This is a genomic window from Hyalangium sp. (assembly GCF_045802625.1).
Lineage (GTDB): Bacteria > Myxococcota > Myxococcia > Myxococcales > Myxococcaceae > Hyalangium.
In genome coordinates, this window is the sequence record NZ_JBJMQP010000044.1 from 1 (window position 1) to 26,828 (window position 26,828).

The 26,828-nt window shown below is 68.9% G+C and carries 27 protein-coding genes and 1 pseudogene; 18 read left to right on the top strand and 10 right to left on the bottom strand.

The window, feature by feature from the left end; genetic code table 11:
- A pseudogene (locus ACJ8AT_RS08470) lies at nt 1-230 on the top strand (hypothetical protein); the annotation flags it as partial.
- Between the two features lie 6 nt (nt 231-236).
- On the opposite strand, the gene ACJ8AT_RS08475 reads toward ACJ8AT_RS08470, so the two are convergent.
- From ACJ8AT_RS08475 to ACJ8AT_RS08485, 3 genes are all read right to left on the bottom strand, one after another.
- Nucleotides 237-815: a hypothetical protein gene (locus ACJ8AT_RS08475; protein WP_407737133.1), complete on the bottom strand. Its 579-nt coding sequence runs from the start codon at nt 813-815 to the stop codon at nt 237-239.
- Nucleotides 816-888: 73 nt separating this feature from the next.
- Entirely contained in the window at nt 889-1,272 is a 384-nt protein-coding gene (locus ACJ8AT_RS08480; protein ID WP_407737134.1) for a VOC family protein, read from the bottom strand.
- A gap of 76 nt (nt 1,273-1,348) precedes the next feature.
- Nucleotides 1,349-2,104: a hypothetical protein gene (locus ACJ8AT_RS08485; protein ID WP_407737135.1), complete on the bottom strand. Its 756-nt coding sequence runs from the start codon at nt 2,102-2,104 to the stop codon at nt 1,349-1,351.
- A 116-nt stretch (nt 2,105-2,220) separates the two neighbouring features.
- Here ACJ8AT_RS08485 and ACJ8AT_RS08490 point away from each other — a divergent pair, with 116 nt between their 5' ends.
- Both ACJ8AT_RS08490 and ACJ8AT_RS08495 read left to right on the top strand, forming a co-directional pair.
- Nucleotides 2,221-3,858, top strand: coding sequence for a sensor histidine kinase (locus ACJ8AT_RS08490; RefSeq protein WP_407737136.1), 1,638 nt, complete (start codon nt 2,221-2,223; stop codon nt 3,856-3,858).
- The gene (locus tag ACJ8AT_RS08495) at nt 3,855-5,267 is read left to right on the top strand and encodes a sigma-54-dependent transcriptional regulator (protein ID WP_407737137.1); all 1,413 of its coding nucleotides are present in this window, start codon (nt 3,855-3,857) and stop codon (nt 5,265-5,267) included. Before ACJ8AT_RS08490 ends, ACJ8AT_RS08495 begins: the two co-directional genes overlap by 4 nt.
- Here the strand turns inward: ACJ8AT_RS08495 and ACJ8AT_RS08500 are convergent.
- Nucleotides 5,264-5,536 (bottom strand): mersacidin/lichenicidin family type 2 lantibiotic, encoded by a 273-nt coding sequence (locus ACJ8AT_RS08500; protein WP_407737138.1) that lies wholly within the window; start codon nt 5,534-5,536, stop codon nt 5,264-5,266. The two genes, ACJ8AT_RS08495 and ACJ8AT_RS08500, sit on opposite strands and share 4 nt — an antisense overlap.
- Nucleotides 5,537-5,835: 299 nt before the next feature.
- Here ACJ8AT_RS08500 and ACJ8AT_RS08505 point away from each other — a divergent pair, with 299 nt between their 5' ends.
- From ACJ8AT_RS08505 to ACJ8AT_RS08525, 5 genes are all read left to right on the top strand, one after another.
- A complete protein-coding gene (locus tag ACJ8AT_RS08505; protein ID WP_407737139.1) occupies nt 5,836-6,453 on the top strand; it encodes a hypothetical protein in 618 nt (205 codons plus the stop codon).
- Between the two features lie 5 nt (nt 6,454-6,458).
- Nucleotides 6,459-7,172 carry a hypothetical protein gene (locus tag ACJ8AT_RS08510; RefSeq protein ID WP_407737140.1) on the top strand — a complete coding sequence of 238 codons (714 nt, stop codon included), beginning with the start codon at nt 6,459-6,461 and terminating at the stop codon, nt 7,170-7,172.
- A gap of 10 nt (nt 7,173-7,182) precedes the next feature.
- Nucleotides 7,183-7,824, top strand: coding sequence for a hypothetical protein (locus ACJ8AT_RS08515; RefSeq protein WP_407737141.1), 642 nt, complete (start codon nt 7,183-7,185; stop codon nt 7,822-7,824).
- A gap of 151 nt (nt 7,825-7,975) precedes the next feature.
- Nucleotides 7,976-8,914, top strand: a complete 939-nt coding sequence (locus ACJ8AT_RS08520) for a hypothetical protein (protein ID WP_407737142.1) — start codon at nt 7,976-7,978, stop codon at nt 8,912-8,914.
- A 15-nt stretch (nt 8,915-8,929) separates the two neighbouring features.
- Nucleotides 8,930-10,576, top strand: coding sequence for a vWA domain-containing protein (locus ACJ8AT_RS08525; protein WP_407737143.1), 1,647 nt, complete (start codon nt 8,930-8,932; stop codon nt 10,574-10,576).
- A gap of 61 nt (nt 10,577-10,637) precedes the next feature.
- Here the strand turns inward: ACJ8AT_RS08525 and ACJ8AT_RS08530 are convergent, their stop codons facing one another.
- The gene (locus tag ACJ8AT_RS08530) at nt 10,638-11,150 is read right to left on the bottom strand and encodes a hypothetical protein (protein WP_407737144.1); all 513 of its coding nucleotides are present in this window, start codon (nt 11,148-11,150) and stop codon (nt 10,638-10,640) included.
- A 224-nt stretch (nt 11,151-11,374) separates the two neighbouring features.
- A complete protein-coding gene (locus ACJ8AT_RS08535; protein WP_407737145.1) occupies nt 11,375-11,824 on the bottom strand; it encodes a hypothetical protein in 450 nt (149 codons plus the stop codon).
- A 377-nt stretch (nt 11,825-12,201) separates the two neighbouring features.
- Between ACJ8AT_RS08535 and ACJ8AT_RS08540 the strand changes: the two genes are divergently transcribed.
- On the top strand, nt 12,202-14,019 hold the full coding sequence (locus tag ACJ8AT_RS08540; protein WP_407737146.1) for a sensor histidine kinase: 1,818 nt from the start codon (nt 12,202-12,204) through the stop codon (nt 14,017-14,019).
- Nucleotides 14,016-14,723, top strand: coding sequence for a response regulator transcription factor (locus tag ACJ8AT_RS08545; protein WP_407737147.1), 708 nt, complete (start codon nt 14,016-14,018; stop codon nt 14,721-14,723). Before ACJ8AT_RS08540 ends, ACJ8AT_RS08545 begins: the two co-directional genes overlap by 4 nt.
- Nucleotides 14,724-14,738: 15 nt before the next feature.
- On the opposite strand, the gene ACJ8AT_RS08550 is transcribed toward ACJ8AT_RS08545, so the two are convergent.
- Entirely contained in the window at nt 14,739-15,287 is a 549-nt protein-coding gene (locus tag ACJ8AT_RS08550; protein WP_407737148.1) for a carboxymuconolactone decarboxylase family protein, read from the bottom strand.
- Nucleotides 15,288-15,413: 126 nt separating this feature from the next.
- Between ACJ8AT_RS08550 and ACJ8AT_RS08555 the strand changes: the two genes are divergently transcribed.
- The 4 genes from ACJ8AT_RS08555 to ACJ8AT_RS08570 all read left to right on the top strand — a co-directional run bounded on the left by ACJ8AT_RS08555 (nt 15,414) and on the right by ACJ8AT_RS08570 (nt 20,104).
- Nucleotides 15,414-16,316 carry a LysR family transcriptional regulator gene (locus ACJ8AT_RS08555; protein ID WP_407737149.1) on the top strand — a complete coding sequence of 301 codons (903 nt, stop codon included), beginning with the start codon at nt 15,414-15,416 and terminating at the stop codon, nt 16,314-16,316.
- 120 nt (nt 16,317-16,436) lie between these two features.
- Nucleotides 16,437-18,074, top strand: a complete 1,638-nt coding sequence (locus ACJ8AT_RS08560; protein WP_407737150.1) for a sensor histidine kinase — start codon at nt 16,437-16,439, stop codon at nt 18,072-18,074.
- The gene (locus ACJ8AT_RS08565) at nt 18,043-18,528 is read left to right on the top strand and encodes a response regulator (RefSeq protein WP_407737151.1); all 486 of its coding nucleotides are present in this window, start codon (nt 18,043-18,045) and stop codon (nt 18,526-18,528) included. The genes ACJ8AT_RS08560 and ACJ8AT_RS08565 overlap by 32 nt, the downstream gene beginning before the upstream one ends.
- 4 nt (nt 18,529-18,532) lie before the next feature.
- On the top strand, nt 18,533-20,104 hold the full coding sequence (locus tag ACJ8AT_RS08570) for an ATP-binding protein (RefSeq protein ID WP_407737152.1): 1,572 nt from the start codon (nt 18,533-18,535) through the stop codon (nt 20,102-20,104).
- Here ACJ8AT_RS08570 and ACJ8AT_RS08575 read toward each other — a convergent pair.
- The gene (locus ACJ8AT_RS08575; protein ID WP_407737153.1) at nt 20,076-21,491 is read right to left on the bottom strand and encodes an SPFH domain-containing protein; all 1,416 of its coding nucleotides are present in this window, start codon (nt 21,489-21,491) and stop codon (nt 20,076-20,078) included. The genes ACJ8AT_RS08570 and ACJ8AT_RS08575 overlap by 29 nt on opposite strands.
- Before the next feature lie 10 nt (nt 21,492-21,501).
- Entirely contained in the window at nt 21,502-22,143 is a 642-nt protein-coding gene (locus ACJ8AT_RS08580; RefSeq protein ID WP_407737154.1) for a hypothetical protein, read from the bottom strand.
- A gap of 110 nt (nt 22,144-22,253) precedes the next feature.
- Between ACJ8AT_RS08580 and ACJ8AT_RS08585 the strand changes: the two genes are divergently transcribed.
- Both ACJ8AT_RS08585 and ACJ8AT_RS08590 read left to right on the top strand, forming a co-directional pair.
- Nucleotides 22,254-22,682, top strand: coding sequence for a hypothetical protein (locus ACJ8AT_RS08585; protein ID WP_407737155.1), 429 nt, complete (start codon nt 22,254-22,256; stop codon nt 22,680-22,682).
- A gap of 73 nt (nt 22,683-22,755) precedes the next feature.
- Entirely contained in the window at nt 22,756-24,246 is a 1,491-nt protein-coding gene (locus ACJ8AT_RS08590; protein WP_407737156.1) for a bifunctional metallophosphatase/5'-nucleotidase, read from the top strand.
- Between the two features lies 1 nt (nt 24,247).
- Here the strand turns inward: ACJ8AT_RS08590 and ACJ8AT_RS08595 are convergent, their stop codons facing one another.
- Nucleotides 24,248-24,730: a nuclear transport factor 2 family protein gene (locus ACJ8AT_RS08595; protein ID WP_407737157.1), complete on the bottom strand. Its 483-nt coding sequence runs from the start codon at nt 24,728-24,730 to the stop codon at nt 24,248-24,250.
- Between the two features lie 117 nt (nt 24,731-24,847).
- Here ACJ8AT_RS08595 and def point away from each other — a divergent pair, with 117 nt between their 5' ends.
- On the top strand, nt 24,848-25,354 hold the full coding sequence (gene def / locus ACJ8AT_RS08600; RefSeq protein ID WP_407737158.1) for a peptide deformylase: 507 nt from the start codon (nt 24,848-24,850) through the stop codon (nt 25,352-25,354).
- A gap of 45 nt (nt 25,355-25,399) precedes the next feature.
- A complete protein-coding gene (locus tag ACJ8AT_RS08605; protein WP_407737159.1) occupies nt 25,400-26,119 on the top strand; it encodes a sterol desaturase family protein in 720 nt (239 codons plus the stop codon).
- Nucleotides 26,120-26,828: the final 709 nt, after the last annotated feature.

The window sequence follows — 26,828 nt, forward strand, 5'->3', positions numbered from 1 at the left end:
GGACTGCCCTTGAGGCGGCCAGCCCCTACGTGCGGCCCTTCCGGCTGCCGCACTACACCTCCGAGACCCTCAACTGGATTGAGAATTTCTGGAGCCACCTCAAGGTGGCCTACTTCAGCCGGATGCTGACCGAGGAGCGTGAAGCGTTCTATCCAGACGCTATCCGCCTCCTCCGAAGGTTGCGTCGCTCGGGAAGGATAGGTCCCTTGGCGCTCCGGACTACCCCCTGAACGGAATTACCTTCCCTGGCTTAGTTCGTCCGGATCTTTTGGGACCTCAAACATCGCATACGATCGCGTGGCTCTTTTCGAATGAGCGGCAGCTTCGAAGACGCCTGTTATGTCGATGCCTGCGATCAGCTTTATCTCGAAAGTCCAAACATCAAAAAGCTCAGCGGGGACATACGCAAATCGCTTTTTGCTCACAACAACAACATCAGGGCGCGTCCATGTACCTCCAGTCCGACGGCTTCCCTGCTTCGCGGTGACTTCAACAACGTAATCAGTCAAGCGCTCATGTCGTGCCCATCCATCATTAAGTACCCTCTCAATGTGGGGATACAAATCTTCCTCTCGGAGTGCTCCGCCTGAAGGGAGGTCCCTTTTTTTGAGAGTAGCTCGTTTGCGATTGACAGTGCGAACACTGCCACCTTTCCCTTTGCCGAGGGCAATTTGGCCTCCATCAACCAGTTGATCTCGGACTTTCCAATACTTGTCTGCTTCCCACCCTAGTGCTTCCATTAAAGCATAATTGCCACTAGCCCCCCCTTTGTCCTCTTCCAATACTCGCAAAAACTTCTCCACGGCGCTTGTCATTCTGTCCAGCCTCCTGAGAACTCTCAGTCGAATTTATACCAACAACCTGCCGGACCTCACGTCCATAGCCAAATCAGCCCGCGGTGTTGGGGAAGTGCGGGTTCTCGATGATGCCCAGCACGTTGCCGAACGGGTCCTTCACGGTGGCCACGCGGATGCCGCCGCCCACCTCTCGCACCGGGCTGAGCGGCGCGGCGCCCTGCTTCATCAGTTGGGCCCAGGCCTGATCCGCGTTCGCCACGCCCCAGTAGGCCACGCCGCCCGCCGCGCCCGGAGCCTGGGCCGACGTGTCCGGATCCAGGCCCAGCTCGAAGCCGCCCACGTTGAAGCCCACGTAGAAGGGCTCATCGAAGTACGGCCTGACTCCGAGCACTTCGCTGTACCAGGCCCTGGCCTTCGCCAGATCCGTCACCGGGTAGATGGTCGTCCGAAGTCCGAGGAAGCGGGGAGCGCTCATGGCCCGGGATACTCCTTGGACCCGAGCCCCTCATCAACCGCCATCTTCCTTCCGGCGGCTCGGGAGGGTGGGGAGCTCAGAACTGTCCGCAGAGTCCCCCGAGGAAGCCGCCTCGGGGCGTAGCGCTTGCCATCGGCATGACCCGGAAGCCCGAGCGGCTCTGAAGCGCGGGTTTGTCCGGGGGCGCGGCATTGGCATGGGAGAACTCGTAACCGAGCACCGCTCCCAGGAGCGGACCCACGGCGAGACCGAGGAACAGGGCGGGTGTGTCCTGCGTGGAGACGCCAATGCCCGCGCCCACCGTCGCGCCCGCCAGGGCTCCGAGGAACGTGGGCAGGCCCTCGCCTCGGCCGTCCATCACTCCACCCACGAAGTAGATGCCCAGCGCGACCCCCGCTGTGTACGACAGCCCGAGGCCCGTGCTGACGGCGATGGCGCACGCGGGCCGCTCGGTCCCCTGCGTGCCCAGGCAGAAGGGGAGCCCGATGATCGCGCTGGGGACGACACCGATGACGAGCCCCATCATGCCCGTGATCGACCCCGCCCAGGGATCGACGACCAGCCGCAGCGCGGTCTGGCCGGCCTCGGTGGTTCCGGAGACAGGGTGGCGGATGCTCTCGCCCCGGGGAGGCGGCGGCGCGGGTGGTGTGGAGGGTGGGGGCGCCTCGGAGGGTGGGGGCGGCTCGGACGGAGGGTTTGCCGGAACGAGCGGGGGCGGTGTCGTGCCCTCGTTCGCGGGCGGGGCGTAGGGGGTCCATTCCTCGGGAGTCTGGGCAAACCCCAGGCTCGAGCCCAGCAGGGTGAGACACAGCACGAGGCGCGAGAGGCTCATGGGCCACAGCCTAGCGGACCTGCGGGGCGCGTGCGGGTGTCTTGGGCGGGAGCGCCAGAGGCGCTAGCCTGAAGGGGCGTTCGTGGGTGGTGGTGCGTCGCCGCCGGGGACCTTGAATGTCGTCGTTCTTCCTCGCCTCGTCGGTGGTCGCGCTCCTGGTGGCGCTGTTCAACGCGCTGCTGGGCGGCTACGTGCTCGCCTCCGGCTGGAGCGATGGGCGCAAGCGCCTGTTCGCCCTGGGGCCCCTGGGGGTGACGCTGTTCGCGCTCTCGTGGTTCCTGCTCCTGCTGGACCTGAGCACCCGCGAGCCCTTGCGCGCCACCGCGTCCTGGTCGGCGCTGCTGTCGGTCTCGGGCTTCGTCGTGGATGCCCTGTGGGATCTCGGGCCGTCCCGGGAGCGCCGCTTCCTGCTGTGGATCCTCGGGCTCGGCGGGGTGGGGCTCTCGGGGCTCGCGATCTTCGTGTCGGTGAGGGCGAACCTTCAGCTCGGCGCGCTGCTGCCCCAGTTGCTGGCCATCGGCGGAGTGGCCTTCATCGGCGGGGCTCGCCTGGTGCTCTGCCGGCGCGAGAACGCGGCCCTGCGGCGGCTCTCCAAGCACCTGGTGGCGGTCGTCATCGCCGCGCTGTCCGTCTTCGTGCTCCGCGAGGGCGTGGAGGCCGCATACGGCGGGGACTCCAGCTCCGTGCTGCTGCTGTGCGTCATCCTCGCCGTGGAGACGATGGCGCTCAGCTACATCCTCCACGAGCGGGTGGAGGTGCACCCGCCGACGGCTCGGGCGGTGGCGCACGCGCTGCTGGCCATCGTGGCGGCGTTCGTCGTCGTGGCGGTGCTGCGGGCGCTGGGCTACCCGGTGGATCTGGGGCAGGTGGCCGTGACGGTGGGGGTGGCGCTGCTGGCCTCGCTGCTCTTCGTGGGGCTGGGAGATCAGATCAGCCGGGGGCTGGAGTTCCTCCTGTTCCCCAAGCAGGCGCGGATGACGGGCCTGCTGTCGGCCTCCCGCTCCGAGGCCGCCGCGCTGCGCAGCCGCCTGGAGCGCGCCGAGCGGCTCGCCATCGCGGGAGAACTGGCGGCCTCCGTGGCGCATGAGATCAAGAACCCCCTGGCGGCCCTGCGCGGCTATGCGGAGCTGCTCGGGGACTCTCAGGCCCACGTCTCCGCCGAGCAGCGGGCGCGGTTCGACAAGGCGGTGCGCATCATCCGCGAGGAGAGCGATCGCATCGACGCGAAGGTGGCGGAGCTGCTGAGCCTGGGGCGGGCTCCGAAGGGACGGCAGGACGGGCGGCCGCTGGACGTGTCACGCGTGGCCCTGGAGGCGGTGGCGGTGGCGGAGGGAGAGGTGGACATTCCGCCCATCGTCTCGAAGCTGGATCCGGCGCTGAAGGTGGTGGGAGACGAGGACGAGCTGCGAGGCGTGCTGCTCAACCTGCTCAAGAACGCCGCCGACGCGATGCGCGAGCGTCCCGGTGGCCGCATCGAGGTGGTGGCTCGGAGCGAGGAGGCGAGCGTGGTGATCGAGGTGCGCGATGAGGGGAAGGGGCTCGGCGAGGTGGACCGAGAGCAGCTCTTCCGGCCCTTCTACACGACGAAGACGGGAGGGACGGGGTTGGGGCTGGCCATCTCGCGCTCGGCCATCGAGGCGGCGGGAGGCCGGCTCAGCCTGGTGCCTCGGGAGGACAAGGTGGGCGCGGTGGCCCGGGTGGTGCTGCCCGTGCCGCCCGAGCAGAGCCCCGGGGCGCGGGAGGAGTCGCGATGACGGTGGAGGGCAGCGAGGCGAGCGGGCCGGAGGTGGCGGTCGTCGAGGACGAGCGCAACCTGCGCGAGCTCTACCTGGACGTGCTGAGTGCGCGGGGGATGCGGGTGGTGCCGCTGGAGTCGGTGGCGGCGGCGGAGGCGTATCTGGCTCGGCACGCGCCGGACCTGCTGGTGCTGGATGTGAAGCTGGGGGATGGGGACGGGCTGGTGCTGCTGGACAAGCTGAGAGGCCAGGGGCTGCGCACGCCGGTCATCGTGGTCACGGCGTTCGGCACGGTGGAGCGAGCCGTGCAGGCGCTGCGCGCGGGCGCGACGGACTTCCTGGTGAAGCCGTTCACCAACGAGCGGCTCATCTCGGCGGTGGGAGCCGCGGTGGAGGCGGGGCGGCGCTGGGAGGAGCTGGAGCTGGCGGCGCCCAGGTTGGAGGAGCGGAAGGCCACGGGAGGAGCCCTCATTGGCGCCTCCGGTGGCCTGAAGGACGTGGCGGCGCTGCTGCCCCGAGTGGCCGCCTCGGAGGCCACGGTGCTGGTGCGCGGAGAGTCTGGTACGGGCAAGGAGCTGGTGGCCCGCGCCATCCACGCGGCCTCGCCTCGGATGGATGGGCCGTTCGTCTCGGTGAACTGCGCGGCGCTGCCGTCCTCGCTGCTGGAGTCCGAGCTGTTCGGCTTCGAGCGCGGCGCCTTCACCGGAGCGCACGCGAGGCGCAAGGGGCTGATCGAGACAGCGGAGGGCGGCACGCTCTTCCTGGACGAGATTGGAGACATGTCGCTGGAGGCCCAGGCGCGGCTGCTGCGAGTGCTCCAGGAGCGGGAGATCACCCGCATTGGCGGACGCGAGGCGGTGCGGGTGGACATCCGCGTCATCTCCGCCACGCACCGGGATCTCGACGCGATGGCGGCGAGCGGGCAGTTCCGGGCGGATCTGCTCTACCGGCTCGCGGTCATCCCCGTCCGGCTGCCGCCGCTGCGAGAGCGGGCGGGGGACATCCCCGGGCTCATCGAGCACTTCCTGGAGAAGCACGCGGCCCGCAAGGGCCAGCGAGCCCCCCGGCCGGACGCGGAGACGCTGCGTCGCGCGACGGAGTACCCCTGGCCCGGCAACGTGCGAGAGCTGGAGAACTTCGTCGAGCGCGCGGTGGTGCTCGGCCGGTTCGACGTGGAGTCACTTCGGGCACTGCCTCTGCCCAAGACAGCCACTCCGGCCGCGCCGGAGGAAGGAGCCATCCCCACCGCCGCCACCCCAACGCTCCGGGAGGCGGTGGCGAGAGCCGAGCGGGCCGCGGTCATCGCCGCGCTGAGGGCGGCGGGGGGACAGAAGACAGTGGCCGCGAGGCTCTTGGGGGTGAGCTACAAGACCCTCTTCAACAAGATCCACGAGCACGAGATTCGAGAAGAGCTACACATCGGCTAGGGGGGAGGCGGGACGCGGAAGCACACGGGGGTGGTGACGCAGAGGTTGCGGGAGAGGACGGTGGTGGTGGGGCAGATGCCCATGCTCTCGACGCAGTAGAACCGCGTCTGGACGAGCAGCCCGCCGACAGCGTCATCGAGCTCCGAGTCGTCCAGCTCGGTGATTGACTTGCCGGACGGGTTCTCCGGGAGTGTGGAGCGCTGCTCGGGGGAGAGCAGGGCTCGGAACTCGGGGTCTTTCCACGCGCGGATGATGGTCTGGGTGTCCATGGGGGCTCCGGGGCAATGCCCGCACCGACACTGGAGCGGGCACCCAGAAGGAGTGTGAGGAATCCGCGCTGTGACATGCAGGCGCACAGCGGGCCTGCCCGTTCCCGCTCACCCCAGCCAGCCGACATGCCGGTAACGCCCAGGGCAGGTGGGTAACGCGTTACATACCTCGGCTCCGCGTCACCCATGCGGGAGCGGGTGATGGGTGCGAGCTCGCAGGCAAAGGGCGCGGGCAGCCCCGGGCACGGTGATTGCTCTACCGGCGAGCGGCGCGCTGATGCGCCATCGAAGGAGACCCCATGGGCTCTGCATCTCTGGGTGTGGCGGTGGACCGCCCGCACCTGATTGACACTCTCTTGCGGCTGCTGGACAGGCCCGCGCGCTCGGCGCTGGAGCTGGCGCGGCGCCCGCTGTCGGCCACGCTGGCGCCGGCGGTGCTCGGCATCTTCCTGGTGGCGGCGGCCTCGGCGCTGGCGGGCTGCATCTCGCTGACGGGGTTCCGGCTGGTGCCTCGGCTCGATGTCCTCCGCGCCGTCTTCGAGGCCCTGCTCGTCGTCGTCCCGGGCACCACCGTGTTCGCCGTCTACTTGCGGCTGCACATCTCTCCGCGAGCCTTCCTGGCCGCCACGGCGCTCGGGCTGCTGGCCGCCGGAGTGGTGGCCGCCTGTGTCCTGCCGCTCATGGGCTTCATCGCCGTGGTGGCCGTCAAGTCACGAGCGGAGGTGCCCATGCCGCTGCTGCTCGTGCCCGGGCTCGCGCTGGCCACCGTGGCGGCCTTGCCCGCGCGGGTCATCGTCTCGCTCGACTCCTCGAAGGGCGCGCGCTGGCTGGCTCGGGCCTTCATCTTCTTCCTCGGCGCCGTCTTCGTCCTGCGCATCAACACGGCGCTGCTCAACATCCACACCTGGCTCTGGTGACTCCCATGCAGGCTCTGTCTGAACCGCTCTCTCCGTTCGTTCCCTGGTCCTCGGAGGACCGCACCCCGCTGCACGAGGCCGAGGCCGCCACTCCCGCCGCCAGCCGGCAGCCCCTGCTGGTGGATCTGCTGAGGGACCCCACCGCCGTGACCGAGCGGCTGTTGGATCCTTCGCGGCTGCAGTCCCTGGTGCTGGGCTCGGCCGGCATCATCGCCGGGTGCACCAGCTTCTTCGCCGCGGCGGCCAGCGTCGCTCGGGGCCGGGAGGGGTGGTGGGGCTCGGCGGCGCTGACGTCGCTGAACGTGCTGATGTCGCTCGCGGCGTCGCTGGGCCCCATCTACGCCACGAGCATCCTGCTGGCGGCGCGGGTTCCGCTGGCGAGGCTGGTGGCCGCGCTGCTGGCGGCGACGGCGACGGGCTCGCTGCTGCTGGCCGGGCTCGCCTCGCCGCTCTATCTGCTGACGCGGCTGAACCCAGAGTGGGCTGGACCGCTGATGCTCACCTCGTCCTTCCTGCTGGCCGGAGCGGCGGCGGGCGCGCGCATCCACCGGCTGCTGAGCCACATGGCGGAGACTGTGACGGGCAAGGCGCTGGGAGAGGCCGCCGCGAAGCTCAGCGCGGAGGACGCCTTCCGCGTGGGCATCCTCGCGCGCATCTCCTGGATGATGTTGGCGTTCACCCTGGCCCTGGGCTTCTGGGCCTTCAACGCGCTGGGCTGAGGAGGCGGTCATGACGGCGCTCTGGATTCTCGAGGCGTATGTGGTCCTGGGAGTGGTGTCGGGGGTGCTCGTCCTCGTGCGACGGGCGGGGGGAGCCTTCCAGGCACGGGCGGGCCAGGCCGTGCTGGCGATCGTGCTGTGGCCCTTCGTCCTGCCGCTCGTGCTGACTCCGGGGGCGGGCCCCGGCGGCGAGGTGAAGGAGGGCCGCAGCGAGCGGGCCCGAAGGCTGGATGAGGTCGCGGGCCGGCTGGAGGAGTGCTGGCGGCAGGCGGCGGTGGAGCGCGCGTGGGCCACCGAGCAAGGCCGGGAGCACCAGCTCCTGGATCGCTTCATCGCGCGGCTGCGGGCCCAGCAGCGGCGGCTGGAGGAGATGGAGGCGGCCCTGGCCGTCGCGCCCGCGAGCGTGAAGGAGCGGCTGGCCCGGCTGCACGAGCACGCCACCGCCGAGCTGGAGCACAGCATCGGGCTGGTGGAGGACCTGGCCGCTCAGCTCACGCTGTTGCGCTTCTCGGACCTGGGCAATCCCTCCGCCACGCGTGTGGAGCGGGGACACATCGAAGAGCTGCTCTTGCGCATCGAGGCGCTCGCGGAGGCCTCCCAGCCCACGAGCCCCGAGGCCCTGCCGGCTTCAGGCTCGGTGGCTCGCGCGTAGGAGGAAGCCCGACGCTGAGGCTGGGCCCCGGCGGCGAGCCCGCATGAGCAAACCATGAGGAAGAGATGAGGCGGCCTGGAGGCTTCCCGAGGCCGTCGGTGCGACCTTTCCGTGCGTCCCGGTCAGCCCTGGCCGGAAGCCCGGAGGAATCATGTCGCACACTTCCCTTCCCACCCTGAAGTCTGTCGCTCCCGCCCCCAAGGCCTCGAACGCCCTCCTCTCTATGGCGCTGCTCGCCCTGCTGGCCGGGACGGGGTGCGCCACGGCCCGCCAGCCGCTGGCCGCGGAGCTGCCGCCCATGGCGTTGGCTACCGAGGAGGCCTCGCCGCCCGCGCAGCCTCCCATCCTCACCGAGAACCGCTTCTCGCGGGACAACGCTGGCAGCATCACGGAGGAGGGGCTCCGGGAGGTGCTGGCGGCTCCGGTGTTCCTGGAGGAGAAGGCGCGCGTGGGCATCGTCCCGGTGCAGGGCTCGTACGCGCTGGACATGGATGTGCCGCTGCCGGCCGTGACGGCGGCGCTGGCGGACGCGCTGGACACCTCGGGTGAGTTCGAGCTGTCCAGCGAGGTGTCCACGGACTTCCCGGTGGACCGAGGCATCTCGGGCCTGCGAGAGCTGGCGGCGCGCTACCGCTGCGACTACCTGCTCATCTACCGGCACCGGTTCGTGGATGCCTCGTACGCGAACCCGGTGGCGTGGGGGTACCTCACCGTCGTGGGCGCGCTGTTCCTGCCGGGCCACACGCTGGAGAGCGCCGGGGTGCTGGAGGCGACGCTGTTCGACGTGAAGACGGGCACGCTGCTGTTCACGGTGAACGAGCGCGTCCACGCCCAGGAGCAGGTGAACCTCTGGCACAACGACTTGAAGACGCAGTGGATGAAGAAGCAGATGCTGGAGGGCGCCACGCAGAAGCTGGCGGATCAGGTGGTGGCGAAGATCCGCCGGCTCGTGGCGGCGCGCCCGGCCCCCGCGCGGAAGTCCACGACCGCGGTGGTATCCTCCCGTCCGGCACCGGCGGAGCGGACTCCCGCCACGGAGGAGCCCTCGGCGCCCCAGGTTCCGGTCACGGTCTCCGCCACGGGCATCTGAGCGCGAGAGGACACCATGAAGACGATGACGATGAAGAAGCTCGCGCTGGCCTCACTCTCGGTGGCGTTCGTGGTGGCCCTGGGGGCGGGCTGCATGAGGAGCTACCAGCCGATGGCCCGGGTGCCTGATAGTGGCCTCGAGTACAGCCCGCAGCCCGCGCCCGAGGCCACGCCTGAGGAGTTCTCGCGGCTGGCGGTGGTGAACGGCAAGCCGTTCGCGGACATGTACTTCAAGAACTACGGGGTGAACCCCACCATCGACACGGAGGAGGAGAACGTCTCCACCTTCTCGGTGGACGTGGACAGCGCCTCGTACACGCTGGCGCGCTCGTACCTGTCGCGCGGGCACCTGCCCGAGGAGGACGCCATCCGCGTGGAGGAGTTCATCAACGCCTTTCAGTACGACTACCCGGATCCGGGCGCCGCGCCGTTCGGCGTGCAGGTGGAGGCGTTCCCCTCCCCCAACCGCCGCGGCTATCACGTGCTGCACGTGGGCCTCAAAGGCCGCGAGGTGAGCGCGGCCCAGCGCCTGCCCACGAACCTGGTCTTCGCCATCGACGTGTCCGGCTCGATGGGGATGGGGAACCGGCTGGGGATGGTGAAGCGCTCGCTGGCGCTGCTGGTGGAGCAACTGGACGCTCGCGACACGCTGGCCATCGTGGTGTACGGGGACAACGCGCGCACGGTGCTCGAGCCCACGCGCGCCACGGATCGCTCGCGCATCCTGTCAGCCATCGACGCGCTGCAGCCGGAGGGCTCCACCAACGTGCAGGCGGGGCTGGAGGTGGCGTACGCCATTGCCGCGAGCCAGGCGCGGGAGGGCTCCATCAGCCGCATCATCCTGTGCTCGGACGGGGTGGCGAACAACGGGATCACGGATGCGGACAGCATCTTCGAGTCCATCAAGCAGTACGCGCGGCGCGGGGTGCGGCTCACCACGGTGGGCTTCGGCATGGGCAACTACAACGACGTGCTGATGGAGCGGCTGGCGCAGGTGGGGGATGGACAGTACGCGTACGTGGACCGGCTGGAGGATGCGCGGCGGCTCTTCGTCGAGCAGCTCACGGGCACGCTTCAGCTCATTGCCCGGGACGTGAAGGTGCAGCTCGAGTTCGACAAGTCGGTGGTGTCGCGCTACCGGCTGATCGGCTTCGAGAACCGCCTGCTGAACAAGGAGGACTTCGCCAACGACAAGGTGGACGCGGGAGACATCGGCGCGGGGCACACGGTCACGGCGCTGTACGAGGTGAAGTTCCGGGAGGCCCGGGCGCTCTCCTCGCCCGCGTTCGCCACGCTGCGCATCCGGTACAAGGATCCGAGCACCACGCTGGAGTCGGGCACCTCGCAGGAGGTGGCCAAGGCGCTGCCGACGGCCATGGTCCGCCAGAGCCTGGAGGCGGCGTCGGGGCCGACGCAGCTGTCGCTGGTGGTGGCGCTGTTCGCGGAGAAGCTGCGCGGCTCGTACTGGGCGCGGACGGTGAGCTACGAGGACCTGCTGAAGCTGTGGGGGCAGCTCCCGGAGCGGCTGCGGACGCGCGAGCAGGTGGCCGAGCTGCGCCAGCTCATCCAGCGGGCGCGGGAGTACGACACGCGCGGGGACAAGTTCGAGAAGACGGCGCCAGTGGCGAACATGGACTTCGATCACGTGCCGGTGGTGCGCTGAGGACAGCACCCGTAAGCGGCGGTGAGTGACTCCGGTTCCGTAGGGCGTGAAATCACCAGGGTCAGGAAGCCGAGGGGAGAGCACGGAACTCAGCAGCGCAGTCGAGGAGCCGGTGGATGGCGGCCTCGTGATCTCCGTGGGCTTCCTGGAGGAAGGCATCCTCCCAGGTGTGCCCCGAAGGGACACGGCCCGTGTCCTGGAGCCACTGCTCGAAGCGCGGGTATTCCAGGTCCTTCAGGCCCGCCAGCGAGAGGCACAGCCGGTAGCCATCAATGTACCCGGCCATGCGCTCCACGCGTGCCTCGCCGATGTACATGAGGATGCGGTCCACGCGGCGGATTTCCAGCAACTCATCCAGGAGGGGAATGGGAGGTTGGGTGGGTTGAAATGACGGCGGTTTGCCCAGGAGGCTTCTCTCGTCGCCGCGCAAGGGCATGGCCGCGAGTTCCGCGGGTGACAGGCTGCGGAACTCGGCCGCGGAGTCGAGGTACTTGCGGACCGCGCGGGTGTGGTCGCCGTCGAACTCCCGCAGGTAGGCCGCCGCCCAACCTTCAGCGGGCCACGCCTTCTTCACGTCATGCAGCCACAAGTCAAACAGTTGGTCCTGTCCTTCATCCAGGCCGAGATGACGCGCACACCAACTGTACCCCTGCGTAAAACACCTGACCCGGCCCGCATTCGGGGCGCCCAGGTACAGATAGGGTGGTGACTGGCGTGTCCGCATGTCGTTCCGGATCTGGAGGAGCACTTCAACAAGAGTGGGCGGAGCCTTGGCTGCTGGAGAGCGCTGTCCCTGGCTCATGGCGACTCAATGACCTTCTCGATGATGGGTGCTCGCGCACCGAGCCGACTCATGTATTCGGCCCAGGGGAGCCCCGAGGCACCGGTAAAGGCGTCGTAGGCTCGATCATTCATGCGGACCAGGATGTGGAGCCCCGTCTCCGCGAGGCGTGCGTCCTTGCCATTCACCAGTCGAAAAACGAGGTCAACATAGACCCGCTTGTTGGAGACCTGGGTTGTGAGTTCGACGTACTCGGGCTTGCCGCCGAGCTGCGCAAACGCGGAGTAGATGCTTCGCGCCACGTCCTGGCACGCGCCTGGCACCTGCTTGCTCGTGTCGAAGGCAGCCTTGAGGCCGGTGAGCCACAACGGTGCCTTGAGCCCCGTAGCAACCTCGTAGGCCTGAATGGCTTCGGCCAGTTCTCCGCGCGCCAGATGCGCCAGCACCTTCGCTCGTGCCGAGTCCATGATGCCTTGCACCTGAGAGGCCGTGATGGCTGGCACTGATCCGTGGGCACACTGCGGGCCCACGACGCACAGCACCAGGAACCACCCCAAAATGTGCCGACGAAGCATCTCTGCGAATCTAGCACCCAGCGCACAGCATCCCTATGGCGCGCCAGGTCGCGTCGAAACCGAGAGACTTCATGCTCGGGATAGCTCCATTCTTGAAGGACGGGCCATCACACCCCATGCACCATGAGAAGAAGCTCGTGCCTCGTCACTTCTCCTACAATCCTGGGATGGTCTCGGATGAAGGCGCTTTGTTGTTCTCGACCCTTGCGGCGCGGGTGAATCTCCCGCTGCCGGGGGTGCGCTAGCCGATGTGGCGCCGACTCCTTCCCATGCTCGTGGGGATCGGCCTCGGGCTCGCGGTGCTCGCCGCGGGCCTGGTGGCCCTGCACGGCATCTTCGTGCGCGAGCGCGAGCAGGGCCGGCGAGCCTTGGAGGACCGGCGTCATGCCCTGGAGCTCTACGCGCGGCGGGCGCTGACGGACTCGCTGCGGCGAGCCATGGAAGAGGCCGAGCCACAGCTCCAGCAGGCCGCGGTGGATCCGTTGGTGCCGGACTCGGATGTGCTCCTCTTCCGTGCGGGGCGTCAGCTCCTGCCGCGGAGCTCGGCGCCACGGGGTGATGACGCGACACCCGCCCAGCTGATCCACGAGGCGCTGGAGGCCCAAGGGCCGAAGGCGGTGGCCGCGAAGGAGGATCCCGACGAGCCCTGGGTGGAGCGGCTGGTGCTCATGGACCGCTTCCTGGCCGCGCTGAAGTCCTCCGATCGCCCGGCCATGGAGCGCACGCTGCGCGAGTGGCTGGCCCACCGAGCGCGCTTCGTCCTGCCCGTGGCCAAGGACACGGCTGCGGCGGTGTGGCTCCTGGAGCGCTTCCAGTCCGGGGGGCAACCGGATCCCACGCTGATGCGCTCGCTGCTGAGAGACGGGCTGCAGGGCGTGAGCGGGGCTCGGGTGGAGGGGCTCCAGCGGGTGCTCCTCGAGCGCCGGGATGCGTTTGGCCGCTCCGACTTCGCGTTCCTCCGCGAGCGCATCGCCCACCTCTCGGAGCTGACCCACGTGGACTACGTGGACTTCAACCAGCGCGCGGCGGCGGAGCCCGGAGCCCGTATCTCCCTCACGCTCCCGCTGATGGAGCCGCAGCTCCGGCCCGAAGGCTGGTACATCGAGCCCTCGGGGAAGGACGGAGCGCGTGGAGTACGGGTCGGCGCCACCGCGGTGATCGAGTCCGTGCGCGCGGAGATGCGCGAGCGCGGCCTGCTGGATGAAGACGACCGCCTGGCGCTGTCACGCACGGACACCCCGGCGCCCCTCTCCACCCTGACCGTCGCGCTGGAGTCTCCGCGCATGGTGGCGGCGGTCTCGGAGCTGGAATCGGGGTATCGCCTCAAGGCGTTGCTGCTCGGGTTCAGCGGAGCGCTGGCGCTCGCCATCATCGGGCTGGCGGTGCTGGCGCATGAGCGCAAGGCCCGCTTCGTGGCGCTGCGCTCGGAGTTCGTCTCCACCGTGTCCCACGAGCTGCGCACGCCGCTGTCCGCCATCCGCGTCATGGCGGAGACGCTGGAGCGGCGCGTCGGCGGACAGCCGGGAGCGGGTAACTACCCCTCCCGCATCATCGCCGAGGCAGACTCACTGGGCCGGCTGGTGGAGAACATCCTCACGTACAACCGGCTGGAGAAGGGCCGCTGGGAATCCCGTCGCGAGCAGGTGCCGCTGGAGCCCTTGCTCCAGCGAGTCGTGGAGGACGCCGCCGCCCAGAATGCCGTGCGCGTGGAGCTGAAGGCGGAGGGCCTCGCTGGCCTCTCTGTCCCCGGAGACGCCGAGCTGCTGCGGATGCTCTTCTCCAACCTGGTCCACAACGCGTGCCGCTACACGACGCGCTCGCCGGTGGAGCTGCGAGTCGAGGCGCACAAGGACAGCGCCACACGGGTGCGCTTCAGCGACAACGGGGTGGGCATCCCCCGGGAGAGCTGGGAGGCCGTCTTCGAGGAGTTCCGCCGGCTGCGGCAGGAAGGGCTGCCGGCGCGCGGAGGCAGTGGCCTGGGGCTGGCCATTTGTCGAAGAATCATGTCGCTGCACGGCGGCACCCTCCGTGTCGCCGCCTCGGGCCCCGAGGGCACCACGTTCGAACTCACCTTCCCACCCGCATGAACCCACCCGCTGCTGGCGCTCGCATCCTCGTCGTCGAGGACGATCCGAACCTCCGCCTCACCCTCGTCGACAACCTGGAGGAGGAGGGCTACGCCGTGCAGGCCGCGAGCACCCTGGCCGAGGCCCGCGCGCAGTGGAGGGCCACTCCCTTCGACGTGGTGGTGCTCGACATCATGCTCCCGGATGGGGACGGGTACTCGCTCTGCCGGGAGATGCGGCAGACAGGCACCTCCAGCCGGGTGCTGATGCTCACCGCGCGCACGCTGGAGGACGACGTGGTGCGCGGCTTCGACGTGGGCGCGGACGACTACCTGGCCAAGCCCTACCGCCTGCGCGAGCTGCTGGCGCGCATCCGCGTGCTCGCCCGCCGGGGAGCCACGGCCGCGCCCCCGGCCGAGGTGCTCGCGTTCGATCGCTTCCGGGTGGACCTGGACTCCCGGAGGCTCCTGGACGCGGGCGGCCAGGCCGTGGAGCTGACGCGCACCGAGTTTGAGCTGCTCGTCTACCTGCTGCGCAACGCGGGCAAGGCGCTCACGAGGGATCAGATCCTCTCCGCCGTGTGGGGAGAGGACGTCGTCGTGGACGCCCACACCGTGGACAACTTCGTGTCCAACCTGCGCAAGAAGCTCGAGTGGACTTCCGGCTCGCGCTTCGAGATCCGCTCCGTGCGAGGCGTGGGCTACCGGATGGACCTGCCCGGGTAGGAGCGGCGCGGGGACTCACTTCGCCCGGTGCGTGACGACCGGGAAGTCGATCGCGGTCTTCGCCACCTCGTTGACGTAGTTGGTCAGCGTGTTGAGCGCCACGTGCAGGACGATCTCGATCACCTGCGCATCGTTGTAACCCGCGGCCTTGACCGCCTGCACGTCCGCGTCGGTGACGTGGCCGCGCTCGCGAGTGACCTTGGCGGCGAAGCGCACGGCGGCGGCGGCCATGGCATCCATCGAGCCCCCCTCGCGGTTCGCCGCCAGCTCGGCGTCATCCAGCTTGGCCAGGTTCTTGCCCAGGTAGGTGTGCGCGGACAGGCAGTAGTCGCAGCCATTGATCTCCGCGACGGCCATGGCGATGCGCTCGCGGGTGCGAGCATCGAGCTGGCCCTTTCCGAGCGCGCCATTGAGCCCGAGATACCCCTCGAGGGCGGCCGGGCTGTTCGCGACGACGCGGAACAGGTTGGGCACGACGCCGAGCTGCTTCTTGACCGCCTCGAGCAGGGGCTGCGCCGGAGCGGGGGACGTCTCGATGGAGGCCGGAGTGGAGATGCGCGACATGGGGATCTTCCTTTCAGGGTGGTCGGCAGAGCCTCTCGCTCGCCGCCCCAACAACATGTCGCTTTCCAAGCGCCGCAACAATCTGTCGCCTTGACACTTCACTGTTTCAGTCCTTGCAATAATGGAATGGACCGTCTCGATGCCATGGCCGCCTTCGTGGCGGTCGCCGACCTTCGTGGCTTCTCTCAAGCCGCGCGCCGCCTGGGGCTGTCACCCTCGGCCGTCACCCGGCTCGTCGCCGCGCTCGAGGAGCGGCTGTCGATCCGCCTGCTCCAGCGCACGACGCGCTCGGTGACGCTGACCGATGCGGGGGCCCGCTACCTGGAACGCGCCCGGCGCATCCTGGCGGACGTCGAAGAGGCCGAGGGCGAGGCCCAGGAAGAGCGAACCCTGCCGACAGGCCGCTTCGTGGTCACGGCGCCGGACCTCTTTGGCCGGCTCAACGTCGCTCCCCTGATGAGCGCGTTCCTGGCGCGCTACCCGGCTGTCGTCGGTGAGCTGATCCTCTCGGACCGCAGGGTGAACCTGATCGAAGAGGGAGTCGATACGGCGGTCCGGATCGGGGTGCTCGCCGACTCGAGCCTCTTCGCCCGCAAGGTGGGAGAGACTCGGCGCGTCGTCGTCGCTTCCCCGGAGTACCTCGCGCGGCGCAAGAAGCCCCAGTCGCCCGGCGACATCGCATCGCACGAGGTGATCCAGTTCACCGGGCTCACGCCCACGCCCGAGTGGCGCTTCTCGCAGCAGGACGGCGAGCGGAGCCATGTCTCGTTCACTCCCACGTTCGTCACGAACAGCGCCGATGCGGCGCTCGGTCACGCGGAGCTCGGCCGGGGCCTGACGATGCTGCTCGCGTATCAAGTCGCCGAGTCCGTACGGGCGGGGCGGCTCAAGGTCCTCCTCTCGAAGTTCGAGCCGCCGCCCTTGCCCATCCAGCTCGTCTATCCGACCACGCGGCTGCTCTCCGCCAAGGTCCGGGCCTTCGTCGACCTGGCCGTGGAGACATGCAACTGGCAGTTCGTGGAGCTCTGATTCACGGTGAGTGCGGGGGCTGGCCTCAATCCCGCTGGGAATGTTGCCTTCCCGTCAGTCCCGCGCGCTGCTCATCCGTGACATCCGGCAAGGCTTCCTCGAACAGACTAGGACTCAGGGGTGCTCGACACGCCCCCCCAGGCGAGCATCCTCCTCGTCGACGATCTGCCGTCCAACCTCATCGCCCTGGAGGCGTTGCTGGCGCCGTTTGGCTATCGCCTTGTGCGAGCCGCCTCGGGCCACGAGGCGCTGCGGTGCACGCTCCAGGAGGACTTCGCCGTCATCCTCTTGGACGTGCGGCTGGGCGACATGAGCGGCATCGAAGTCACGGCCATGCTGCGAGACCGCGAGCGCACCCGGCACACGCCCGTGCTGCTGATGACGGCGGCCAACAGCGATGACCGCGAGCGGCTGGAGGGCTACGCCCACGGCGCGGTGGACTACCTGCGCAAGCCCCTGGTGCCCGAGGTGCTGCGCGCCAAGGTGGCGGTGTTCGTGGACCTCTACCGCGCCCGCGAGTCCCTGCGGCGCCATGAGGAGCTGCTGCGCGCCAGGGAGCGCGAGGCCCTGGAGAACGCCCACCGCGAGCGGCTGCACCACCTGCTGATCCAGGCTCCGGCGGCCATCACCATCCTGCGCGGCGCCGAGCTCGTCTACGAGTTCGCCAACCCGCTCTACGAGACGATCATCGGCAGGCCCGTGACGCTGGGCAAGCCGCTGCGCGAGGTCGTCCCCGAGCTCGCCGCCCAGCCGCAGGTGCTGGAGCGCCTGCGGCACGTGCTGGAGACGGGCGAGCCGTTCGATGGCACCGAGATCTCCATGAAGTGGGACCGCCACGGCACGGGCGAGCTGGTGGAGGGTTTCTTCAACATCTTCTACCAGCCGGTGCGGGACGACCGCGGCCGCATCTCGGGGGTGCTCACCTTCTCCGTCGAAGTCACCGAGCAGGTGCTCGCCCGCCGCAAGGCGGAGAGCCTCGCCGAGGACCTGAACCAGCTCAACTCCGAGCTCGAGCGCCGCGTCCGCGAGCGCACCGCGCAGCTCCAGGAGGCCAACCACGAGCTGGAGTCCTTCAGCTACTCGGTCTCTCATGACTTGCGGGCCCCGCTGCGCCACATCACCGGCTTCGCCCAGCTGCTGGCGCGCAAGGTGGGCCCGAAGCTGGATGACGCCTCGCGCGGCTACCTGGACACCATCATCAGCGCCGCGCAGCAGGGGGGCACGCTCATCGACGATCTGCTCTCGTTCTCGCGGATGAGCCGGGCGGAGCTGCGCAAGCGGCCGGTGGACCTGCGGGCGCTGATGGAGGAGGTGCGCCGCGAGCTGGCCTCCGACGCGAGCGGGCGCCACGTCGAGTGGCGCATCGGCGAGCTGCCTCAGGTGGAGGCGGATCCGGCGCTGCTGCGCCAGGTGGCGCGCAACCTCCTGGGCAACGCGCTGAAGTACACCCGGCCCCGGCCGCACGCCGTCATCGAAGTCGGCGCCCACCCGGTGGACAACGATGTGGAGGTCTGGGTCCGCGACAACGGCGTGGGCTTCGAGATGCAGTACGTGGACAAGCTCTTCGGAGTCTTCCAGCGGCTGCACACCCATGACGAGTTCGAGGGCACCGGCATCGGGCTCGCGAATGTGCGGCGCATCATCTCCCGTCACGGCGGGAGGACCTGGGCGGAGGGCGCTTTGGGGCAGGGCGCCACGTTCCATTTCTCCCTGCCTCGCGCACGACTTGAAACGAAAGACGACCACCGCCGTGAATGAGCTCAAGAGAATCCTCCTGGTGGAAGACAGCGCCAACGACGTGGCCCTCTCCTTGGCGGCGCTCGAGGAGATCAACCTCGCCAATGAAGTCGTGGTGGTGCGCGATGGCCAGCAGGCGCTCGACTTCTTGCGGCGCCAGGGCGCGTACTTGGAGCGCACGGACGGCAACCCGGCCGTGGTGCTGCTGGACCTGAAGCTGCCCAAGGTGGACGGCATCGAGGTGCTCGCCCAGGTGAAGGGCGATCCGGAGCTGCGGAAAGTTCCCATCGTGATGCTCACCTCCTCCCGCGAGGAGCGGGATCTGACCCGCAGCTATGGACTGGGTGTGAACGCCTATGTGGTCAAACCGGTGGCCTTCCCGGACTTCGTCTCGGCGCTGAAGGAGCTGGGGCTGTTCTGGGCGGTGGTCAATCAGCCCCCCCCGGGGTCTATCGTTCAGCCCGCTCGGAGGTAGCGCCATGCAGAGTGCCGCGCCAGAGTTCGAGTCCACGCCCGCCGAGCGGTCCCTCGTCATCCTCCTGCTGGAGGACAACGAGCTGGATGCACGGCTGGTGCGCCTGCAGCTCGAGGAATCGGGGCTGATCTTCCACCTGGAGCGCGTGGGCAGCCGCGAGGACTTTCTGCAGGCGCTCGCGCGGGGCAGCTACGATCTCATCCTCTCCGACTACACCATCCCCGGCTTCGACGGCCTGAGCGCCTTGAACGCCTCGCGGCGGCTGCTGCCGGACACGCCCGTCCTCTTCATCTCCGGCGCGCTGGGAGAGGAGCGCGCCATCGAGCTGCTCAAGCAGGGCGCCACGGACTACATCCTCAAGGATCGGCTGGAGCGCCTGGGACCGAGCGTGAGGCGCGCCCTGCGGGAAGTCGAGACCGAGCTGCGGCGCCGCGAGACGGAGGAGGCGCTGCGCAGATCCGAGGAGCGCTACCAGCTGGTGATGCGGGCCACCAGTGATGTCGTGTGGGATCTGGATCTGGAGACGGGGCGGATCCAATGGAGCGACGCGGTCGAGCAGGTGTTCGGCTGCCCGCGAGCCGAGCTCAACGGCGACCCGGAGAGATGGAGGAGGCGCATCCACCCGGAGGATCGCCCGCGAGTCCTGGAAGGGCTCCAGCGGGCGCTGGAGTCGCGGACGGAGCGCTGGCAGGACGAGTACCGCTTCCAGCGGGGAGATGGGGCGTACGCCTTCGTGGTGGACCGGGGCTACATGGTCCGCGATGCCGAAGGCCGGGCCGTGCGCATGGCTGGGGCGTTGCAGGACATCACCGAGCAGAAGCGCTCCGAGGAGGAGCGGCAGCGGCTGCTGAGCGAGGCGCGGCGGCGGGTGGAGTTCGAGCAGCAGCTGGTGGGCATCGTCAGCCATGATCTGCGCGGCCCGCTGAACGCCATCATCGCCGGCGCGTCGATGATGTTGCAGCGGGACACCATCGAGCCGTGGCAGGCGAAGACGGTGGCCCGCATCCTGTCCTGCGCGGAGCGCTCCAACCGGCTGATCCGGGATCTGCTCGACTTCACCCAGGCGCGGATGGGAGGCGGCATCCCGGTGAAGCCCGCGCCGGCGGACTTCCACGAGCTGACGCTGCAGGTGCTGGAGGAGACGCGCGCCGCCCACGTCGAGCGCGACATCCAGGCGAGCCAGAGCGGGGATGGGCGGGGGCAGTGGGACGCGGACCGGATGGCGCAGGTGGTCTCCAACCTCGTGGTGAACGCGCTGAAGTACAGCCCGGAGAAGACGCCAGTGCGGGTGGAGACCCGGGGCGAGGAGGAGCGGGTGCTCCTGTGCGTGCGCAACGTGGGCGAGCCCATCGCCGCGGACCTGCTGCCGCGCATCTTCGAGCCGCTGCGGCGCGGAAAGCGGCGGGCGAACCGCTCGGATCGGAGCATCGGCCTGGGGCTCTACATCGTCCGCGAGCTGGTGCAGGCGCACGGGGGCACGGTGGAGGTGACCTCGACGGAGGCCGAGGGCACCTCCTTCACCGTCTCGCTGCCCCGCACGCCCCCCGTCAGCGAGGAGGCTCCGGCGGGCGGGTGACGGCAGGGGGCGGTTCGAGCTCGGGGCGCAGGGCCTTCACCAAGGCCATCATCTGCGCCACCAGCGTGGTCAGCGCCTGGCCCTCCTGGGCGCCCGCGCCCGCGCCGATGGAGATGGAGCGCAGCTCCTGGGGCTGCGGCAGCTTCTCGGCGATGGTGGGCAGCAGCTCCACGAGCCGCGCCTGCAGGTTGGCGGGGCTCAGCTCGTTGAGGACGCGCTGGCGGGCCTCGAGCAGCTCCAGCTCCACGCGGGCCTGGCGATTGGCCGCCTCGCGCTCGGTGTCCAGCACGGAGATGCTGGCCTGGGCGTCGCGCTTGCGCTGGGCGGCCTCCACCTCGTGCTTGCGCTGCGCCAGCTCCGCCTCCACCGCGAGCCGCGCCTTCTCCAGCTCGGCGTACTGGAGCGTGGACTGCTGGCGCTCCACGGCGAGCTTGCGCGCGTCCTCCTCCTCGCGGTGCTGGCGCCGCAGCCGCTCGGCCTGCTCGCGATCATAGGACTCCGCCTCCTTCTGCGAGCGCAGCACGGACAGCTCGCTCTCGGTCTCCAGGCGCGAGCGGGAGCGCTCCTGCTCCACCTGCAGCTCGCGGCGGGAGATGGCCTCCTCGGTCTCCAGCGTGGCCAGCCGTGCCACGCGCTCGCGCTCGGCCCGGAAGGGCTTCTGCAGGCTCTCCCAGAGCCGCGCCGAGCTGACCACCGCCTCCTTGATCTGCACGGTGACGATGCGCAGGCCCAGGCCCTTGTCGCTGCCGCCGCCGCCCTCGGCCACCTGGCGCAGGCGGGCGGTGAGCTCCTCGATGATGGGCTGCTTGTCCGAGAGCACCGCGTCGATGCTCATGGTGGCCACCTTGTCCTTGATGGCGGCCTCGGCCTGCTCGCGCAGCTGCACGTTCACCACGCGCATGGGGTCCTCGGCGTCGGTGAAGTCCAGCTTCTTGTAGGCGGTGGCGAAGTCCTCGATGATCCACTGCACGTAGCCCTGGACGAGCAGCCCCTGCAGCTCGCGGCAGATGGAGTGCGCGTTGATGAGGATGGTCTGCATCGCGCCGGGGACGACGAGGAACGAGTCCGTCGCCGGGTTGAAGCGGAAGGACACGCCCAGGCCCAGGTGCAGCGGCTTGTCATGGCCGCGCCGGGTGTGGATGACGTAGGCATTGGGCGGGACGATGACGGTGCGCCACCGCCAGAAGCCGGTGATGCGCACGTCCACGGCATTGCCGCCGGGCGACTCGGGAGGCGTGGGCGCGAAGCCGCCCCTGCGCCGAGGTGCCGCCGCCTGCTGCGGCATGTTGGTCATGGGGACGTTCATCTTCCGGGCCTTGAGGTCTACCTCGAGGCGCTGCTGTTGCTCTTGGACCTGATCCAGGTACTCGTTGCGCATGGAGTTCATGGGATTCTCCTCAGGAGCCCTTGCGGATGACGGCCAGAGCGTCCTGGAGGGCGGAGGTGTAGTCGACAAACCCATCGGGCGGCTTCGTGTTGGTGCGGACGACGCAGCCCTTGTTGTTGAGCACGCCGAACAGCGCCATCGGAGTGTCGAAGTACGCGCCGCGGAAGGCGTCCTGGATCATCTGGGCCTGCTGCTCGGGGTTCATCTTCGTCCAGGGCTTGCCATCGCGCAGCGCCTTGGCGAAGTCGTAGCCATCGCCCAGGGCCTGCGCCCACAGGGCATTGGGCACATAGCCCCAGCCGCCGTGCTGGTACTGCCAGACGTGGACCAGCTCGTGGATGACGATATGGGTGTACTGATGGGGAGTCACGTAGGCCTTGCTGGGCAGGTTGATCGAGTTGCCCGCCGTGTAGGCCCGGCTGCCGTTGATGAGCTCGATGACAGCACCCATCTTTTCGATGCGGACGAGCAGGTAGTCGAGGGACGAGACGAACACCTTGCGCGCGGCCTGGAGCTCGAGCTCGCTGAGGGGGCGCTTGTCCGGCAGGTTCACGGTCGTGCCCACGGCCGAGCCCACCGCATGGAGGACCGGTCCACCCGGGGTGCCCTCGGGGGGAGCGGCGGGGGGGTCGGATTCGATCTTGGCGCCCATGGTCGGGTCTCCTCGCGGGTTCGAGCGGCATCGTACCGCAAGAAGCTGAAAGGCCAGCTGTCGTGGTAGGGACGAGGGCTCAAGCACCCGACATCCAAGGAAGGCACGGCATGAGCACGGGAGCGCTGTCGGACGCGGAGTTCCTGGCGGCGGTGGAGGCAACCACCTACCCGGGAGAGAAGTTCGGCCACCGGGGGCACCTGCGGCTGGGGTGGCTGTGCCTGAGGGAGCACGCCTTCGAGGCGGGGCTGGAGCGGATCCGCACGCTGGTGCGCAACTACGCCACGGCGCTCGGAGCGGCGGGGAAGTTCCACGAGACGATGACGCGCGCCTGGGCCGAGCACATGCAGGCGGCGCTCGACGAGACGCCGGGGATCAGCTCATTCGATGCCTTCCTCGCGGCGCACCCGGAGCTGCTGGACTCGAGAATCCTGGCGTGCCACTACCGCAAGGAGACGCTGGAGTCGCCGGCGGCGAAGGCGGGCTGGGTGCCGCCGGATCTGGAGCCGCTGCCACGCCGGAGGCCCGCGAGCCGGTGAAGCCGCTCGGGGCCCGGTGCTCCGAGCGGTGGCGGTTGCCACGGAGCGGCGGCTGTGCTCCATGTGAAGCCCCATGACTCGTGCCTTGTTGCTGTTGCTGTCCTTCGCCCTGCTCACGGCCTGTCAGACGACGCGGACGGTGACGCTCGTGGGGCTGAGTGACTACCACTCGCACGCGGTGCCCTTCACCTCGGAGGGGGAAGCGGGGCGGGGCGGGGTGGCACGAGCCATCGCTTACTTCAAGGAGGCGAAGGGGCGCGGGGACACGCTGGTGCTCTCGGGAGGCGACACGCTGAGCAAGGGCGTGCCCACCTGGAGTGACGAGTACCAGTGCGTGGAGTGGCCCTGGTTCAACGGGTGGGTGGACGCGATGGCGCTGGGCAACCACGACATGGACTACGGAGCGGAGGTCTTCGAGCGCTGCCGGGCGTCCATCACCTACCCGGTGCTGAGCGCGAACCTGGTGAAGGAGGACGGCACGCCATACTTCCAGGTGGAGGGGCGCCCGTACCTGGTGCGCGAGGTGGGCGGGGTGCGGCTGGGGTTGTTCGCGCTGGCGGGGCCGGACTTTACGCGGCTGGTGAAGCAGGAGAACCTGCCCGCGGGGACACGCTGGGCGGACGGCCGGGAGGCGGCGAAGCGAATCGTCGCGGAGCTGCGCGAGCGCGAGCATGTGGACGCGGTGGTGCTCTTCGGCCACGAGGGGCGGGAGGACGACGAGGCGCTGGCGCGAGAAGTCCCCGGCATCGACGTCATCCTCGGCACGCACTCGCACTATCGAGGCGAGCTGCGGCTCATCCCGGGGACGCGGACGTACTCCGTGTCGCCGTACCAGTACCTGGCCTATCTCTCGGAGGTGCGGCTGCGGTTCCGAGGGCGGAAGCTCGAGCAGGTGACAGGAGGGCTGGTGAAGCTGGACGCGAGCCTGCCGGAGGATCCAGAGATCGCCGCGCGAGTAGCCCAGCTCCAGCAGCGCCTGAAGGAGAAGCACCCGGAGCGCTTCCAGGTGCTGGGGCGGCTGCCGAGAGCATTACCGGATGACGGAATCGCCACGGGCGAGGCCCCCATCGGCCAGTGGGCCACGGAGGCGGTGAGGCAGGCGGCGGGGGCGCATGCCTTCTTCTCCACGTCCTCGAGCTTCCGAGGCGGGCTGCCGGCGGGCGAGGTGACGGTGGAGGACTTCTACGCGGCCATTCCGTACCGGAACGTGGTGGCGTTGGCGGAGATGACGGGAGCGCAGCTGTTGGAGTGGCTGACGCTGATGGAGTCGAGGCGAGGGCTGGACGGCTTCAGCCAGTTCAGCGGGGTGCGCTACACGGTGAAGGACGGCAAGCCGGTGGAGGTGGAGATCCTGAAGGATCCGGCGCACCCGGAGGCGGGCTACACGCGGGTGGACCCGGCGGCGACGTACCGGGTGGGGACGACGGACTTCCAGGCGTACACGGCCCAGGGCTACCGGGAGCTGTTCGCGAAGGCGGGCAACCCGAGGCGCACGGCCCTGGACGTGCACACGTTGCTCATCGGAGCGCTGAAAGCCGGAGCAGCGCCCCTGCCCGCGCGTTGACTCACGGGCCTGTGACGCCGTGCTCGCTCATCCACTTGTCCAGGCCAGCGCGGGCGGTGGCTTGCACCTTGTTCCTCAGGAACGGGGTCCACCCGAGCAGCATCCCCTTGGGGCCCAGGGCCTGGCTGGACCAGCGGTGGAAGTTGAAGCGGTCGCGGTGGCGGAGAATCTTGCCGTCGCGGAACTCGAACTCGGCGTCGATGATGTTGAGGACCTTCCGGCCGGTGGCGGCGAAGGTGTACCGGGCGTCCCAGTGGGCGCGGCCGGTGCGGTCATCGGCCTGGATGTCGCGGAACTCGAGGGAGAAGTCCTTGGCGCGCTCGGCGAGCATGCGCCACATGGAGGTGACGCCGGCATGGCGCAGGCCGACGAACACCTCGTCGGAGAACTCGGCCTCCGGGTGGTAGCAGGTGGCCATGGTGTCGCCATCCCGGCGTTGGAAGGCCGAGTAGAAGGTGGTGAGGAGCTGGGCGTTGGGGTGCATGGGAGGGGTTGTTAGCAGACTCTCCCAGGCCATGCCGAGCGCGGCAGTGGTGGATCCTCGAACGGGCCTTGTGCGGTTGTGCTCAGCACTGGCGCGCGGGCATGGCAAAGTGCGGCCATGGCGCGAGAAATCGTCCTCTGGCCCCACAAGGTACTCACCACGGCAACGCAGCCCGTCACCGACTTTGGACCGGCTCTGGAGAAGCTGATGAGCGAGATGCTCGCGGCGGTGCAGGAGGCCAAGGGCATCGGCATCGCGGCGAACCAGCTCGGAGAGCCCTTACGGATGGCGTTGGTAGGCCGCGAGGATGGGACGTTCTTCGAGATCATCAACCCGCGGATCCTGGAGCGCTCGGAGCAGATCACCCTGGAGGAGGGGTGCCTCTCGGTTCCGGACGAGTGGGAGAAGACGCCGCGCTACAAGAAGGTGAAGGTGCGCTACCAGGACAAGGCGCAGCAGTGGCACGAGGTGGAGGCGGAGGGGCGGCTGGCGCACGTGCTCCAGCACGAGATCGACCACCTGGACGGGCACGTCTTCGTGGAGCTGCTGTCGGGCCTGAAGCGCAGCCTCATCCAGGAGCGGATGAAGAAGTACCAGAAGTTCCTGAAGCGGAAGAAGGACTGAGCGTGCGGCGCTGAAGGGAAGTGCGTCCGGCGCTACACTCAGGGCATGAGCGCGGCACCCCTCTCCGAGCACGTGGCGAAGTTCCGGACCGAATACCGGCGGGCGGAGCCGGGCAGGCACTACCTGGGCTGGGCGCACTTCGCGTTCACGAGCCTGGGCTCGCTCTCGGTCATCACCTTCGCGCTGAGCCGTCTCTCGGGCGTCCGCCCGCTGGAGTGGCTGACGGTGCCGGTAAGCTTCCTGCTGGCGAACGTGGCCGAGTACTTCGGGCACCGGGGGCCGATGCACCACCGGACGAAGGGGTTGGGGCTGGTGTACCGGCGGCACACGCAGCAGCACCACCACTTCTTCACGCACGAGGCGATGGCCTTCGAGTCGAGCCACGACTTCCGGATGGTGCTCTTCCCGCCGGTGCTGCTGCTCTTCTTCCTGGGCGCCATCGCGACTCCCCTGGGAGCGCTCTTCTTCGCGCTCGCCTCACCGAATGTGGGGTGGCTCTTCGTGGCGACGGCGATGGGCTACTTCCTCAGCTACGAGTGGCTCCACTTCTGCTACCACCTGCCAGCCGAGCACGTGCTGGCTCGGCTCCCTGGGATGGCGAGCTTGAGGCGGCACCACACGGTGCACCACGACCTGAGGCGGATGGGGCACTTCAACTTCAACATCACCTTTCCGCTCTGCGACTGGCTGCTGGGGACGAGCTGGAAGCCGGAGCCCAGGCCCACCGAAGCCGCGCTGCCCGTGGGGAGGGAGACAGGCCTGTAGCTCCTGGCCGCACGAAGAGCAGGCAGCCGCCAGAAGAAAATGTCCGGAGGAAGAGCTCCGGAGCCTCAGGGGGTTACCACCCATGGAGGCCATGCCCAACATGGCGGCGCTGATCACCTCCTGATCAAGAAGGATTTGACGGGACGGTGACGAGGCGGTAGTGATCCTGTCCCTCCGCGCGACATCCTCCGCACAACGGTGTCGAGGAAATCGGGCGGGGCGGAATGAAAGGTCGACGAAGTCGGTTGACACAAAACGCGGTGGTGGTAGAAGCCGCGCCCCGCCGGACGAAAGAAGGGAAGCGGTTCGCCGCTGAACAGAAGACGGCCGGGAAATGAGGGAGCGGCGGGTGTGGGTTGAAGAAAACACCGAAGCCGGTTGACAGGGAGGGCGGCAGAGAGGTAGAAGCCGCGCCCCTCCTCGGAAGCGGGAAAGGCTCAACGGAGCCCGGACGGCGGAAGAGGACGAAGGCGGAAGGGCGAAGTTGACAAGCCCGAAGGCCTCGAATAAAAGAATCGCCCCCGCGGTTGAGGGGAGACCCGATGAGAATCGGGACGGTAGCACAAAGTCGCGAAGCGGTACAGCGGCTCGGTCTTTGAAAACCAAATAGCAAGCCCAAGAAGAAGACGATTGCGGAAGCTTCGCAGTCAATTTCCGAGGGTTTCTCAAGAGCAGCTGCGAGAGCAGCCGCCGGGAGACCCAAAATGAA

Coding starts and splice junctions, on each gene's coding strand:
- ACJ8AT_RS08500 (WP_407737138.1), bottom strand. CDS start 5,536: ATGGACACCCAGACCATCATCCGCGCGTGGAAAGACCCCGAGTTCCGA.
- ACJ8AT_RS08480 (WP_407737134.1), bottom strand. CDS start 1,272: ATGAGCGCTCCCCGCTTCCTCGGACTTCGGACGACCATCTACCCGGTG.
- ACJ8AT_RS08570 (WP_407737152.1), top strand. CDS start 18,533: ATGCAGAGTGCCGCGCCAGAGTTCGAGTCCACGCCCGCCGAGCGGTCC.
- ACJ8AT_RS08475 (WP_407737133.1), bottom strand. CDS start 815: ATGACAAGCGCCGTGGAGAAGTTTTTGCGAGTATTGGAAGAGGACAAA.
- ACJ8AT_RS08555 (WP_407737149.1), top strand. CDS start 15,414: ATGGACCGTCTCGATGCCATGGCCGCCTTCGTGGCGGTCGCCGACCTT.
- ACJ8AT_RS08605 (WP_407737159.1), top strand. CDS start 25,400: ATGAGCGCGGCACCCCTCTCCGAGCACGTGGCGAAGTTCCGGACCGAA.
- ACJ8AT_RS08575 (WP_407737153.1), bottom strand. CDS start 21,491: ATGAACTCCATGCGCAACGAGTACCTGGATCAGGTCCAAGAGCAACAG.
- ACJ8AT_RS08550 (WP_407737148.1), bottom strand. CDS start 15,287: ATGTCGCGCATCTCCACTCCGGCCTCCATCGAGACGTCCCCCGCTCCG.
- ACJ8AT_RS08580 (WP_407737154.1), bottom strand. CDS start 22,143: ATGGGCGCCAAGATCGAATCCGACCCCCCCGCCGCTCCCCCCGAGGGC.
- ACJ8AT_RS08495 (WP_407737137.1), top strand. CDS start 3,855: ATGACGGTGGAGGGCAGCGAGGCGAGCGGGCCGGAGGTGGCGGTCGTC.
- ACJ8AT_RS08525 (WP_407737143.1), top strand. CDS start 8,930: ATGAAGACGATGACGATGAAGAAGCTCGCGCTGGCCTCACTCTCGGTG.
- ACJ8AT_RS08515 (WP_407737141.1), top strand. CDS start 7,183: ATGACGGCGCTCTGGATTCTCGAGGCGTATGTGGTCCTGGGAGTGGTG.
- ACJ8AT_RS08520 (WP_407737142.1), top strand. CDS start 7,976: ATGTCGCACACTTCCCTTCCCACCCTGAAGTCTGTCGCTCCCGCCCCC.
- ACJ8AT_RS08590 (WP_407737156.1), top strand. CDS start 22,756: ATGACTCGTGCCTTGTTGCTGTTGCTGTCCTTCGCCCTGCTCACGGCC.
- ACJ8AT_RS08535 (WP_407737145.1), bottom strand. CDS start 11,824: ATGGACTCGGCACGAGCGAAGGTGCTGGCGCATCTGGCGCGCGGAGAA.
- ACJ8AT_RS08505 (WP_407737139.1), top strand. CDS start 5,836: ATGGGCTCTGCATCTCTGGGTGTGGCGGTGGACCGCCCGCACCTGATT.
- def (WP_407737158.1), top strand. CDS start 24,848: ATGGCGCGAGAAATCGTCCTCTGGCCCCACAAGGTACTCACCACGGCA.
- ACJ8AT_RS08585 (WP_407737155.1), top strand. CDS start 22,254: ATGAGCACGGGAGCGCTGTCGGACGCGGAGTTCCTGGCGGCGGTGGAG.
- ACJ8AT_RS08510 (WP_407737140.1), top strand. CDS start 6,459: ATGCAGGCTCTGTCTGAACCGCTCTCTCCGTTCGTTCCCTGGTCCTCG.
- ACJ8AT_RS08595 (WP_407737157.1), bottom strand. CDS start 24,730: ATGCACCCCAACGCCCAGCTCCTCACCACCTTCTACTCGGCCTTCCAA.
- ACJ8AT_RS08540 (WP_407737146.1), top strand. CDS start 12,202: ATGCTCGTGGGGATCGGCCTCGGGCTCGCGGTGCTCGCCGCGGGCCTG.
- ACJ8AT_RS08485 (WP_407737135.1), bottom strand. CDS start 2,104: ATGAGCCTCTCGCGCCTCGTGCTGTGTCTCACCCTGCTGGGCTCGAGC.
- ACJ8AT_RS08490 (WP_407737136.1), top strand. CDS start 2,221: ATGTCGTCGTTCTTCCTCGCCTCGTCGGTGGTCGCGCTCCTGGTGGCG.
- ACJ8AT_RS08545 (WP_407737147.1), top strand. CDS start 14,016: ATGAACCCACCCGCTGCTGGCGCTCGCATCCTCGTCGTCGAGGACGAT.